12 protein-coding genes are annotated in these 12,888 nt (G+C 73.7%); 10 read left to right on the top strand and 2 right to left on the bottom strand.

Annotated features, from left to right (window positions below; genetic code table 11):
* The first annotated feature begins 128 nt into the window (after window positions 1-128).
* The 5 genes from AB0C76_RS16555 (at window position 129) to AB0C76_RS16535 (ending at window position 5,891) form a co-directional block, all read left to right on the top strand.
* On the top strand, window positions 129-1,091 hold the full coding sequence (locus AB0C76_RS16555; protein WP_359965091.1) for a Ppx/GppA phosphatase family protein: 963 nt from the start codon (window positions 129-131) through the stop codon (window positions 1,089-1,091).
* Between the two features lie 549 nt (window positions 1,092-1,640).
* Window positions 1,641-2,444 carry a sugar phosphate isomerase/epimerase gene (locus tag AB0C76_RS16550; RefSeq protein ID WP_359965185.1) on the top strand — a complete coding sequence of 268 codons (804 nt, stop codon included), beginning with the start codon at window positions 1,641-1,643 and terminating at the stop codon, window positions 2,442-2,444.
* Window positions 2,445-2,490: 46 nt separating this feature from the next.
* Window positions 2,491-3,261 carry a methyltransferase domain-containing protein gene (locus tag AB0C76_RS16545; protein WP_359965089.1) on the top strand — a complete coding sequence of 257 codons (771 nt, stop codon included), beginning with the start codon at window positions 2,491-2,493 and terminating at the stop codon, window positions 3,259-3,261.
* Between the two features lie 168 nt (window positions 3,262-3,429).
* Window positions 3,430-5,274 (top strand): dihydroxy-acid dehydratase, encoded by a 1,845-nt coding sequence (gene ilvD, locus AB0C76_RS16540; RefSeq protein WP_359965087.1) that lies wholly within the window; start codon window positions 3,430-3,432, stop codon window positions 5,272-5,274.
* A gap of 89 nt (window positions 5,275-5,363) precedes the next feature.
* Window positions 5,364-5,891 carry a hypothetical protein gene (locus AB0C76_RS16535; protein WP_359965085.1) on the top strand — a complete coding sequence of 176 codons (528 nt, stop codon included), beginning with the start codon at window positions 5,364-5,366 and terminating at the stop codon, window positions 5,889-5,891.
* A 3-nt stretch (window positions 5,892-5,894) separates the two neighbouring features.
* Here AB0C76_RS16535 and AB0C76_RS16530 read toward each other — a convergent pair whose 3' ends face one another.
* Complete coding sequence (locus tag AB0C76_RS16530; RefSeq protein ID WP_359965083.1) at window positions 5,895-7,268, bottom strand: hypothetical protein; 1,374 nt, start codon at window positions 7,266-7,268, stop codon at window positions 5,895-5,897.
* 123 nt (window positions 7,269-7,391) lie between these two features.
* Window positions 7,392-7,841 (bottom strand): hypothetical protein, encoded by a 450-nt coding sequence (locus AB0C76_RS16525; protein ID WP_359965081.1) that lies wholly within the window; start codon window positions 7,839-7,841, stop codon window positions 7,392-7,394.
* A gap of 142 nt (window positions 7,842-7,983) precedes the next feature.
* On the opposite strand from AB0C76_RS16525, the gene proC reads away from it, so the two are divergent.
* The 5 genes from proC (at window position 7,984) to AB0C76_RS16500 (ending at window position 12,701) form a co-directional block, all read left to right on the top strand.
* Window positions 7,984-8,811: a pyrroline-5-carboxylate reductase gene (proC, locus tag AB0C76_RS16520; RefSeq protein WP_359965079.1), complete on the top strand. Its 828-nt coding sequence runs from the start codon at window positions 7,984-7,986 to the stop codon at window positions 8,809-8,811.
* Between the two features lie 35 nt (window positions 8,812-8,846).
* Window positions 8,847-9,500: an HAD family hydrolase gene (locus AB0C76_RS16515; RefSeq protein WP_359965077.1), complete on the top strand. Its 654-nt coding sequence runs from the start codon at window positions 8,847-8,849 to the stop codon at window positions 9,498-9,500.
* Window positions 9,501-9,594: 94 nt separating this feature from the next.
* Window positions 9,595-10,803 (top strand): MFS transporter, encoded by a 1,209-nt coding sequence (locus AB0C76_RS16510; protein ID WP_359965075.1) that lies wholly within the window; start codon window positions 9,595-9,597, stop codon window positions 10,801-10,803.
* Window positions 10,804-11,067: 264 nt separating this feature from the next.
* Window positions 11,068-12,264 carry an acetoin utilization protein AcuC gene (locus tag AB0C76_RS16505; protein WP_359965074.1) on the top strand — a complete coding sequence of 399 codons (1,197 nt, stop codon included), beginning with the start codon at window positions 11,068-11,070 and terminating at the stop codon, window positions 12,262-12,264.
* Window positions 12,265-12,491: 227 nt separating this feature from the next.
* A complete protein-coding gene (locus tag AB0C76_RS16500) occupies window positions 12,492-12,701 on the top strand; it encodes a helix-turn-helix domain-containing protein (RefSeq protein WP_148644250.1) in 210 nt (69 codons plus the stop codon).
* Window positions 12,702-12,888 lie beyond the last annotated feature (187 nt).

Genomic DNA, 12,888 nt, shown 5'->3' with positions numbered 1-12,888 from the left:
CCCGGCCCCGCCCGTCGGCGTCCGCCGACCCCCTCGCACCTGTGACCAGCACCAGTGCCGCGGCGGCGCCGGGGCAGTACCGCCGCGACCGGTCACCCGCGCGGCCGGATCGCGTAGCGTGGAGAGTTATGCGACTCGGTGTGCTCGACGTAGGTTCCAACACGGTCCACTTCCTCGTGGTGGACGCCCATCCGGGCGCCGCCCCCGTGCCCGCGTACTCGCACAAGGCCGAACTGCGCCTCGCCGAGCTGCTCGACGAGCGCGGCGCGATAAGCGAGGCCGGTGTCGAGCGGCTGGTCGGCCACATCGCCTCCTCGCTGCGCGTCGCCGAGGACAAGGGGGTCGTCGACATCCTGCCCTTCGCCACCTCCGCCGTCCGCGAGGCCGCCAACGGGGAGGACGTGCTGCGCCGCGTCGCCGCCGAGACCGGCGTCGAACTACGGGTCCTGTCCGGCCAGGACGAGGCCCGGCTCACCTTCCTCGCCGTGCGCCGCTGGTTCGGCTGGTCCTCCGGCCGGCTGCTCAACCTGGACATCGGCGGCGGCTCGCTGGAGATCGCCTGCGGCCTGGACGAACAGCCCGACGTCGCCTGCTCGCTGCCGCTCGGCGCCGGCCGGCTGACCGCCCGCTGGCTGCCCGGCGACATCGCCGACCCGGACGGGCTGCGCGAGCTCAGACGCCACGTCCGCGCCGAGATGGCCACCGTCGTCGGCGAGATCTCCCGGCTCGGCGCCCCGCAGCACGCCGTCGCCACCTCCAAGACCTTCAAGCAGCTCGCCCGGATGACCGGCGCCGCCCCCGCCGACGCCGGCCCGTACGCCGACCGCCGGCTCACCCGCACCGGCCTGTCCGCCTGGCTGCCCCGGCTGTCCACCATGACCGTCGCCGAGCGGGCGCAGATCCCCGGCGTCTCCGAGGGCCGGGCCAAGCAGCTGCTGGCCGGCGCGCTGGTCGCGGACGCCGCGATGGACCTCTTCGGTCTCCAGGAGCTCGACGTCTGTCCGTGGGCCCTGCGCGAGGGCATCATCCTGCGCCGCCTGGACGCCATGGACAGCCCCGCCGACCGCCGCCGGCCCGTGCTGACCACCTGAGCCGCAGGCCGCGCCGAAGAGGGCGGCCGTCACCGGGGTCCTCACCGGGGTCCTCACCGGGTCGGTGGTCGGGGACGTCTGAGAGCCGTGTCTCGTTCGCCCGGAGTTCGGTGCCGTTCGCGAGCCGGTCCGCTTACGCTGTCTCCCGTGGTGCAACCAGCGGGCGACGACGGGACGCGGGAGGGCCGCGCCCCCGGCGACGGGCAGCCGCGGCCGGACGGCCCGCGCCGCAAGCTGGGCAGGACCGTCAAGGGCGCCACCGCCGCACAGGCCGCCAAGGCCGTGAAGGCGGCGCAGCGCACCGCGCAGGGCGCCAAGAAGGCCACGGCCAAGAAGACGACGGCCAAGAAGGCCGCGGCGGGGGCGGGGAAGGCCGCCCCGAAGGCCACCGCGGCCCCGGCGCGCAAGGAGACCCGCACCGCCCGCGCCACCGGCGCCGCCAAGGCCGCCGTCCAGTCCGTGAAGTCGGTCAAGGCCGCCAAGCGCGAGGCCACCCGGGCGCCCCTCCTGCGCACCACCGACCGGCTCGTGCTGCCCCCGCACCCGGCCCTGCACATCCCGGACACCAAGGTCGCCCTCTCCACCGCCTCGGTGTACCCGGCGAGCACCGCCGTCGCCTTCGAACTCGCCGCCAAGCTCGGCTACGACGGCGTCGAGGTGATGGTCTGGAACGACCCGGTCAGCCAGGACATCGAGGCGCTGCGCCGCCTCTCCGACCACCACCGGCTGCCGATCCTCGCCGTGCACGCGCCCTGCCTGCTGATCACCCAGCGGGTCTGGACCACCGACCCGTGGACCAAGCTGGTCCGCGCCCGGGCGGCGGCCGAGAAGCTCGGCGCGAGCACCGTCGTCGTCCACCCGCCGTTCCGCTGGCAGCGCCAGTACGCCCGGGAGTTCGTCGAGGGCATCAACCGCATGGCGGGCGAGACCGACGTCCGGTTCGCGGTCGAGAACATGTACCCGTGGCGCTACCGCGACCGCGAGATGCTCGCCTACGCCCCCGGCTGGGACGTCACCGAGGAGGCGTACCGGCACTACACCATCGACCTCTCGCACGTCTCCACCTCCCGGATCGACGCGTTCGAGATGGTCGAGCGGATGGGCGACCGGCTCGCCCACATCCACCTCGCCGACGGCAGCGGCTCCGGCAAGGACGAGCACCTCATCCCCGGCCGCGGCAACCAGCCCTGCGCCGAACTGCTGGAACACCTCGCCCGCACCGGCTTCGACGGCCACGTGGTGCTGGAGGTCAACACGCGGCGCTCCGCGTCCCCCGCCGAACGCGAGGCCGACCTCGCCGAGGCGCTCGCCTTCACCCGCTTGCACCTGGCCACCCCCTCGCGCGTACGCTGAACCCACGTGCCCCACCGGGCACCAACTGCCGCACGTAGGGGGAGACATGACGGAGGCGAAGAACTTCCGGGAGCTCGCTCAGAGTTTCGGCGGGGTCGCCGCCGAGTACGACCGCGGCCGCCCGACCTACCCCGACGGACTCTTCGACGCCCTGGAACGGCTCTCCGGCCGCGCCCTCAAGGGCGCCCGCGTCCTGGACGTCGGCGCCGGCACCGGCATCGCCACCCGGCTGCTCGCCGCCCGTGGCGCCGACGTCGTCGCGGTCGAACCCAACGGCGGCATGGCCGCCCAGTTCCTCACCTCCTCGCCCGGCCTGCCGCTGGTCCGGGCCTCCGGGGACGACCTGCCCTTCCACGACCGCTCCGCCGACCTGATCACCTACGCCCAGGCCTTCCACTGGACCCGCCCCGAGCTGGCCGTCCCCGAGGCGATCCGGGTGCTGCGCCCCGGCGGCGCGCTCGCCACCTGGTGGAACGTCCACGACGAGACCGTCCCGTGGGTCCGGGCCCGGGCCGAGCGGATGGCCGCCGCGCTGCCCGAGCGCTACCACGGCTACGGCGGGATCAGCGAGCACACCAGCCACTTCGCCCCGGCCGGCCTCGCGGTCGAGCGCACGGTGCTGCGCTGGGAGCGCCGGGTCACCGTCGATCACGTGATCACCGACCTCACCTCCCGCTCGTACCTGGCCTCGCTCGACCCGGACGAGCGCGCTCCGGTCCTCGCCGCCGAGCGCGAGGCCACGCTCGCGGAGTTCCCCGGGGGCTGGGTGGTCGAGCCGTTCACCCTGGAGCTGGTGGTCGCGGTCACGCCGTCGTGACCCCCGTGCACCCGTGCACCCGTACGGTCCGTGCGCCCGCCACCGCCTGACCGCATCGCGGACGGACCGTCCGCCGCCCGGACGGCGGGCGTAGGCTCGGTAGCCACAGCGGTCCCCGCACCCTCCCACCCGCGGGGCCGCGCGCGAGCCCCGAAGGAGTGGAGCACAGTGCCCGAGCTGAGGTCCCGTACGGTCACCCACGGTCGCAACATGGCAGGCGCCCGGGCGCTTCTCCGGGCCGCCGGCGTAGCCCGCGAGGACTTCGGCAAGCCGATCATCGCGGTCGCCAACTCCTTCACCGAGTTCGTCCCCGGCCACACCCACCTCCAGCCGGTGGGCCGGATCGTCTCCGAGGCGATCAAGCAGGCCGGCGGCATCCCGCGCGAGTTCAACACCATCGCCGTCGACGACGGCATCGCGATGGGCCACGGCGGCATGCTCTACTCGCTGCCCTCGCGCGACCTGATCGCCGACTCGGTCGAGTACATGGTGAACGCGCACTGCGCCGACGCCCTGATCTGCATCTCCAACTGCGACAAGATCACCCCGGGCATGCTGATGGCCGCGCTGCGGCTCAACATCCCGACCGTCTTCGTCTCCGGCGGCCCGATGGAGGCCGGCAAGGCGACCCTCGTCGACGGCACCGTGCGCAAGCTCGACCTCGTCGACGCGATCTCCCAGGCCGTCAACGAGAACGTCTCCGACGAGGACATCGCGATCATCGAGGAGAACGCCTGTCCGACCTGCGGCTCGTGCTCCGGCATGTTCACCGCCAACTCGATGAACTGCCTCACCGAGGCGATCGGCCTCTCGCTGCCCGGCAACGGCTCCGTCCTCGCCACCCACACCGCCCGCCGCGCCCTGTACGAGAACGCCGGCCGGACGGTCGTCGAGATCGCGAACCGCCACTACGGCCAGGACGACGCCTCCGTCCTGCCCCGCGCGATCGCCACCCGCGCCGCGTTCGAGAACGCGATGGCCCTCGACATCGCCATGGGCGGCTCGACCAACACCATCCTGCACCTGCTCGCCGCCGCCCAGGAGGCCGAGCTGGACTTCGGCCAGCGGGACATCGACGCGATCTCCCGCAAGGTGCCCTGCCTGTCCAAGGTCGCGCCCAACGGCTCGTACTACATGGAGGACGTCCACCGGGCCGGCGGCATCCCCGCCATCCTCGGCGAGCTGTACCGCGCCGGGCTGCTCAACGAGGACGTCCACACCGTGCACGCCGACTCGCTCGCCGAGTGGCTCAAGACCTGGGACGTGCGCGGCGGTTCGCCCTCCGCCGAGGCCGTCGAGCTGTGGCACGCCGCCCCCGGCTGCGTCCGCTCCGCCGAGGCCTTCTCGCAGTCCGAGCGCTGGGAGTCGCTGGACACCGACGCCGCCAGGGGCTGCATCCGCAGCGTCGAGCACGCCTACTCCGTCGAGGGCGGCCTCGCCGTGCTGTACGGCAACCTCGCCGAGGACGGCTGCATCGTGAAGACCGCCGGCGTCGACGAGTCGATCTGGACCTTCAGCGGCCCGGCCGTCGTCGTCGAGTCCCAGGAGGACGCGGTCGAGGCGATCCTCGCCAAGCGCGTCAAGGAGGGCGACGTCGTCGTCATCCGCTACGAGGGCCCCAAGGGCGGCCCCGGCATGCAGGAGATGCTCTACCCGACCTCCTTCCTCAAGGGCCGCGGCCTCGGCAAGGCCTGCGCGCTCGTCACCGACGGCCGCTTCTCCGGCGGCACCTCGGGCCTGTCCATCGGCCACGCCTCCCCGGAGGCCGCCTCCGGGGGCACCATCGCCCTCGTCGAGGACGGCGACACCATCGCCATCGACATCCCCGGCCGCACGATCTCCCTGGAGGTCCCGGACGAGGTGCTCGCCGAGCGCCGCCGGGCACTGGAGGCCGCGGGCGGCTACCGCCCGAAGAACCGCGAGCGCCAGGTCAGCCAGGCCCTGCGGGCCTACGCCGCGATGGCCACCTCCGCCGACAAGGGCGCCGTGCGCGACGTCACCAAGCTCGGCTGAGCCGCACCCACCGCACGCGCGAGGAGGAGCCGCCCCGGACCACGGGACGGCTCCTCCGCCGCGTCCGGGGCCGGGGGATAATCGGCGGCGTGAGCGAGCAGCCCCCCACCCCCGTCCCGGACCCCGCCGGCGCCCCGGACCCCGCCGCCCCGCAGCCGGAGCCGATCCGCTGGTTCGGCACCAGCTGGGTGCACCGCGACCACGGCTACTGGCCGCGCCGCGTCGCCGTGTCCGCCGGCTCGCTGGTCGTCGCCGCGGCGGCCGCGTTCGTGCTGCGCCTCGCCGTCGAGGGGGTCGCGCTCTCCGCCCAGGGCGGGTTCCTGAACACCCTGCTGGTGCTGGCCGTCGCGCTCTGCTCGCTGCTGGCCGCGCTGCGGACCTGGAAGGTGCTCGCCGAGGGCAGGGACCGGCTCACCGGCTGGATGACCGAGGACCGCTCGCTCGGCGCGGTCTGGATGATCGGCGGGGTCGGCTCCCTGCTGGCCTACTTCGTCCGCAGCCTCACCGAGGCCCCGGGCGAGGGCGTCCGGCGCGCGCGGTACGAGCGGGCCGTCGAGCAGTACGAGAAGCGCCGGACCGGCCGCAGCGGGCGGCCCGGCGGGAAGCGCAAGCGCTGACGGTCAGTTGCGGCTGACCGTGCCGCACTGGTCGCTCGGGACGAGGTCCTTGCTGCGGTCGTACGGGTCGGTCGCGGGGCCGGTCGGCCGGGAGCCAGGGGTGTCCTGCCGGATCGGTTCGAACTGGGCGAACTGCGGGTGGTAGAAGCCGTCGTAGACGTCGCAGGCCGAGTTGGCCGAGTCCGAGCCGCCACCGTCGCCGAACGCGATCTTCTTCGGGTTGACCTGGTAGCGGGCCGGGTCGTAGAAGCGGAAGTTCTCGACCCGCCGCACGACCGTCCGGGTGGTCCAGGTGTCCCCGGCCACGTCGGCCGCGGGCAGCACCAGGCCCACCGGCCTGGCCGCCGGGTCCTGGGTCTGGGGCGCGGCTGGCTTCGTCGGCTTCGGGCCGCCGCTCGCCGACGGTGCGGGCGACATGGCCCGCTTGGCGGCGTCCGGGCCCGGACGCACCGCGTACACGTAGCTGAAGTCGGCGTGCACCAGGACGCCCTTGTCACCGTCGCCCTCGAAGCCGATCCGGCCCTGGACCTTGACCACGCCGCCGACCTGAACGGCCTCGCGCGGGTCGAAGCGGCTGAACCAGTTGGTGGGGTCGTTCTCCTTGGACGGGGTCGCCAGGGCGGCGGCCGCCTGGTCGTGCTCGGCCCGGTCCAGCAGCGCGAGCGCGGCCTCGGGGCGACCGCCCGCGATGACCTGCGGGTCCAGGTTGGCGGCGGTCAGGTAGTCCTTGACCAGCTGGAGCTGGGCGGCGACCTGGTCGGCGGAGAAGACGCCGGTGGCCTTGGCCTCGGGGAGCACGAAGGCGTCCGCGCCGTTCGGCCAGCCCTCGGCGGGGGAGCCGGCCCACGGGTGGTCGACCGTCGGCTGGTCGGCGTCGATCGTCGGCGGCGCCGTCGTCGGCCTGGCCGTCTCCGGGGCGACGCTGGGCGCGGGGGCGTGGGACGCCGAGGAGCCGGCGGAACCGCCCCGGTACCAGTTCCGCAGCCCCTCGATGTTGAGCGCCGCCATCAGCACCACGACGGTCAGGACGACGAAGAGCGGCGTGCGCCACTCCAGGGTGCGGCGCTCGGGCGGGCGCGGGTTGCCCCAGGGGTCGACGACCTGGAGCTTCGGCTTGCGGCCGAACCGGCGCTTCGGTGCCGCCGGGCCGTCGTTGACCGAACGGCGGCCGCCCGGGTCGACCGGCGGGGTGTGCTTCCACCGGGCGGCCAGCATCCGGGTGCGGCCGGACTGCTCCTTGACGGCGGCACCCCTGACGAACTCCTCGTCGAGGACGAGGCCCGCGAACGGGTCCTTCCCTCCCGCTCCGGACGGGTCGGACCCGCCCGGCTCACCGCCCTCCGAGGGGCGCGGTTCTGGATCTTCGGCGATCGGCATCGCGCCAGTATGCCGACGGGGTGTGACGATCGGTCGATCGGGGGCACGCCTTGTGGCGAACTCGTGCGCAGAGTGCGGACGTTTGCCCCGTTTGCCCAGGTCGGAGGGGTGCCGGGGGGAGGATCAGCCCTTGCCGCGGGCCTGCTTCACCGACCCCACCACGCCGGCGATCGCCAGCAGGATCCCGGCCGGGATGAGCGACTCGAAGAACGCGGCGAACACGCCCGCGTCGCCGAGGAACAGCTGCGCCAGCGTGTTCAGGAGCAGCAGTCCGCCGGCCGCCGGGAGCGCCGCCTGCCACGGGTGCGCGTCGGCCCACCGTCGCAGCCGCCGGTCGCCGGTGTCGCGCCGCAACTGGCCGCCCAGCGTGCCGACGAGGAAGAAGAAGAACAGACCCCAGCCGGCCGGTCCGGCCAGGATGCTCAGCGACCAGTGCCCGGTGATCGCGTCGATCCCCAGGGCTGTCGCCCCCACCACCGCACCGACCCCCGCGGCCGTCCGCCACGGACCCATCGTCGCCGAGGCGACGGCGAGTTGCCGGTTCTCACGTCGGGACATCTCGTCGTGTGCCATACCCCCACGGTGCTCCTGCGGTCGCCCCGGGGCCATAGGGGAAACCCCCGAGTTTCTCCGTAAGGGACCACGGACCGGACGGTCCCGCCGGGGGCTGCCGCGCGGTGCGAGGATGGCAGCAGTACCGAGGTTAGGAGCGGCCATGGGCGGCAGCGCAGCGCACGGACAGAAGATCGCCTTCCTGGGCACCGGCAAGATCGGGGAGGCCCTGCTCTCCGGTCTGCTGCGGGCGGGGAAGAACCCGGCGGACGTCCTGGTGACCGCCCGCCGTCCCGAGCGCGCCGCCGAACTGGCCGACCGCTACGGCGTCGTGGCCGCCTCCAACACCGAGGCCGCCAAGCTCGCCGACACCCTGATCCTCGCCGTCAAGCCGCAGGACATGGGCACCCTGCTGGAGGAGCTCGCGCCGCACGTCAGTCCGGACCGGCTGGTCATCTCGGCCGCGGCCGGCGTGCCCACCGCGTGGTTCGAGGAGAGGCTGGCGGCCGGCACCCCGGTGGTCCGGGTGATGCCCAACACGCCCGTCCTGGTGGACGAGGGGATGAGCGTCATCTCCGGCGGCTCGCACGCCACCGAGGAGCACCTGGTGCGCGCCGAGGAGATCTTCAGCTCGGTCGGCAAGGCGCTGCGCCTGCCGGAGAGCCAGCAGGACGCGGCCACCGCGCTCTCCGGCTCCGGCCCGGCCTACTTCTACTTCCTCGTGGAGGCGATGACGGACGCCGGCATCCTGCTCGGCCTGCCCCGGCAGGTGGCGCACGACCTGATCGTCCAGTCCGCGATCGGCGCCTCGGTGATGCTGCGCGACTCCGGCGAGCACCCGGTGAAGCTGCGCGAGGCCGTCACGTCCCCGGCCGGCACCACCATCGCGGCCATCCGCGAGCTGGAGAACCACGGCGTGCGGGCCGCGCTGCTGGGCGCCCTGGAGGCGGCCCGGGACCGCTCGCGCGAGCTGGCCTCCGGGGGGAAGTAACCGCCTCGAACGTCCGTCCGGTTAGGCTCGGCGGCATGGCCTACGACCTGGTGATCTTCGACAACGACGGCGTCCTGGTGGACAGCGAACCGCTCTCCAACCGGGTGCTGGCCGAGTACCTGACCGAACTCGGCCACCCGACGACGATCGAGGAGTCCTACCGGGACTTCATGGGCTGTGCCGCCCACCGCATCCACGACGTGATCGCCGAGCGGTACGACGGCGCGACGCTGCCCGAGGGTTTCGACGACCTCTTCCACGGTCGGGTCTTCGACGCGTTCGGCGCCGAACTCACCGCCGTCCGGGGAGCGGAGGTGCTGCTGAAGCAGCTCCGGCAGCGCGCCGTCCCGTACTGCCTGGCCTCCTCCGCGCACCACACGTGGATCCGCACCGCGCTCGACGTCACCGGCCTGCGCGGGCACTTCGCCGAGGAGCGGATCTTCAGCGCGCAGGACGTCGGCATCGGCAAGCCCGCGCCCGACCTGTTCCTGCACGCCGCCCGCACCCTCGGCGTCGACCCCTCGCGCTGCCTGGTGCTGGAGGACAGTCCGAACGGCGTGCTGGCCGCCCGCGCCGCCGGCATGGACGTGTACGGCTACACCGCGCTCACCGATCCGGCCAGGCTGACGGCCGCCGGGGCCACCGGGCTGATCGCCGACCTCGCCGAGGTGCCCGCGCTGCTGGGCTGAGCGCGGAAAGCGCTGCGCACCCTCTCCCCAAAGTCCCCCCGGGCACCTACGCTCTCGCCAACATCGTCGTACCGGCCGGTAGCGAGGTTCCCGCATGAGTCCTGCGTTCCCGTCGAGTGCCGAGGTCCCGTCCCGCCTGCGGGCCGGCCGCGCCGCCCTGGCCCTGAGCTTCCTGCTCCAGGGCACGACGTTCGCGCTGCTGGTCACCTGCATCCCGGAGATCCAGCACCGGTACGGGCTGAGCGACGGGCTGCTGCCGGTGTTCCTGGCCGCCGTGCCGATCCTCGCGGGCGTCGGCTCGATCACCTCCGAGCAGCTGGTGAAGCGCACCGGCGCGCGGGCCGTCCTGCGGGTCGTCCAGCCGGGCGTCTGCCTCAGCCTCGCGGGCGTCGGACTCGGCGACGAGCTGTGGCAACTCGCCATCGCGCTGGGGGCGTTCGGACTGCTGGTGGGGGCGCTGGACGCCAGCATGAACATGCTCGGGGTGGGGCTCCAGCACCGCTACGGCCGCTCGATCATGATCGGCTTCCACGCCGCGTTCAGCCTCGGCGGCATCCTCGGTGCGGCCGTCGCCGGCCTCGGCTCGCACGACGACCTCGGTCTGCCCCTGCTGTTCGGCGGCGCGGCCGCGGTGATCGCCCCGCTCGCCCTGCTGGTCGGCACCCGCTTCGCCGGGCCCGCCGAGCTCGGCGACGCCGTCCGGGAGGCCGCCGAGGCCGCCGCCCGCTCGATCCCGTGGCGGCCGCTGCTGCCGCTGTGCCTGGCGATGGCCTTCGCGTACATCGCCGACGCCTCGGTCTCCAACTACAGCGTCAAGTACCTGACCGACGGGCTGGGCAGCCCCGAGGACGTCGCCAAGCTGTCCTACCTGGGCTACATGGTGGCGATGCTGCTCGGCCGCGCCCTCGGCGACCGCGCGGTGCAGCGCTGGGGCGCCGTCCCGGTGGTCCGCGGTGGCGCGGCGCTGGCGGCGCTCGGCTTCGCGGCCGCCGCCGCGGCGCCCGCGGCGTGGGCGGGCATCGCCGGGTTCACGCTGCTCGGCTTCGGCATCTGCGCGATCATCCCGCAGGTGTTCGCGGCCGGTGGGCGGCTGTTCCCGGCCGACTCGGACGCCGCGGTGGCCCGGCTCAACCTCTTCAACTACGTGGGCTTCCTGATCGGTTCGCCACTGGTCGGTGCCATCGCGGACGGCAGCTCGTACCGCTGGGCACTGCTCGCCCCGATGGTGCTGGTGCTCGCCGTCCTCCCGCTGGCCGACCGCTTCGCCCCGGCGCCCGCCGGCCTGACGCCCGTCGAGGCGTAGGGCCCCGTCCCGTGTCTCACTCGGCGCGGATCTGCGCGAGCGCGATCATCCGGTCCATCGCGTGGAGCGCCTGTTCGGGCGATGCCTGGGGCGCGGCTTGCCCTTCACCCGCGCCCGGGGCCACCACCGCCGCGGCCCCGGCCGGCGAGCGCTCCTGACGTTCTGCTTCAAGCCGCCTTTCCCGTAGGGGTTTGAACCCCGGGCTCCGGGACTCGCCCCGGCCCGGCAGCCGCCCGCGGACCGCCACCCACTACGGTGGAGGTCATGCCCGAAGCCGAGCGTGACCTCCCCTGCGGCCTGCACCTCTTCTGGGACGAGGCCGTCACCGCCTACGACTTCGGCCCCGGCCACCCGATGGACCCGACCCGGCTGGCCCTCACCATGCGCCTCGTCGAGGCCCTCGGGCTCGCCACCGCGCCCGGCGTGACCGTCAGGGCCGCGCCCCCGGCCGGGGACTCGACGCTCCAGCTGGTGCACACCCGCGAATACGTCGAGGCCGTCAAGCAGGCCGCCGCCGACCCCGACCGGCACGACGTCCGGCACGGGCTCGGCACCGACGACAACTGGGCCTTCCCGGCGATCCATTCGGCCTCCGCCCTGATCGCGGGCCAGTCCGTCGCCGCCGCCGAGGCCGTCTGGCGCGGCGACGCCCCGCACGCCGTCAACTTCGCCGGCGGACTGCATCACGCCATGCCCGCCAAGGCCTCCGGCTTCTGCATCTACAACGACCCGGCGCTCGCCATCGCCCGCCTGCTCGAACTCGGCGCCGAGCGCGTCGCGTACGTCGACGTCGACGTCCACCACGGCGACGGCGTCCAGCAGGCCTTCTGGAACGACCCCCGGGTGCTCACGATCTCCCTCCACGAGCACCCCGCCACGCTCTTCCCGCAGACCGGCTTCCCGAGCGAGACCGGCGGCCCCGACGCCCCCGGCGGCGCCGCCAACCTGCCGCTCCCGGCCGGCACCGGCGACGCCGGCTGGCTGCGCGCCTTCCACGCCCTGGTGCCCGAACTCCTCGCGGCCTTCCGCCCGGACGTCCTGGTCACCCAGCACGGCGCGGACACCCATCTGGAGGACCCGCTCGCCCACCTGGCCGTCACCGTCGACGCCCAGCGGCTGATCGCCGAGGACCTGCACGACCTCGCCCACCGCTACGCCGGCGGCCGCTGGGTCGCCACCGGCGGGGGCGGCTACGCCGTCGTGGACGTCGTCCCGCGGACCTGGACCCACCTCGTCGCCACCGCCGCCGGCCACCCCGTCGACCCGGCCACCGAGACCCCCGAACCGTGGCGCGCCGAGGTCTACCGCCGCACCCGCCTCCCCGCCCCGCTGCGCATGACCGACGGAGCCCGCCCGGTGTGGCGCGACTTCGACGCGGGATACGATCCGGCCGACCGCCTGGACCAGGCGATCCTCGCCAGCCGTCGCGCCGTCTTCCCCCACCACGGCCTGCTGGCCTGAAACCGGCGCCCCGGACGTCCCGCGCGGCGGCGGTGCGCACGCCCACTGCTACGAACCGCCGAGTGACTACGTACTGCAACAGGACTATCTCTCACCGTACGAGGACTGCGCTTCCCCCTCTTCCCACTGGTACCACCCATAACTACTCTGGGGATACACGTGTGCCGGTGGAGTCACCGGAGGGGAAGCCGGTGCCTTGCACACGGGTTAAGGGTCGGGTGATGGTCATGAGTTCCGGCGAACGCCCCCTGCAGGAAGTCGTCTTCCTGACCGTGGCGGAGGTTGCCGCGGTCATGCGGGTGTCCAAGATGACGGTGTACCGCCTGGTGCACAGCGGAGAGCTGCCGGCCATCCGGGTCGGACGGTCCTTCCGGGTGCCCCAGCAGGCGGTGCACGAGTACCTCAAGGAGTCCTACGTGCGGCTCGAAAGCGCGTAGGACGGGGCGCGCGGGTGCGGGGCTCACCACTGTGGGCTCCGCACCCGTTTGCCACGGATTTCCCGCGTGTTCCCCGGCCGACGGGGGCGCGATTTACAGCCCCGGGCAACCGGACGGTAGGCTAGGCCCTCACGTCAGTCGTATGGACTCCGTCTCTCACGGACGAGAGTCTCAGTGAGCGAGGGTT

The organism is Kitasatospora sp. NPDC048722, assembly GCF_040650235.1.
In the GTDB taxonomy this organism is placed as follows: domain Bacteria; phylum Actinomycetota; class Actinomycetes; order Streptomycetales; family Streptomycetaceae; genus Kitasatospora.
This window is presented reverse-complemented; position numbering and strand designations above follow the sequence as displayed.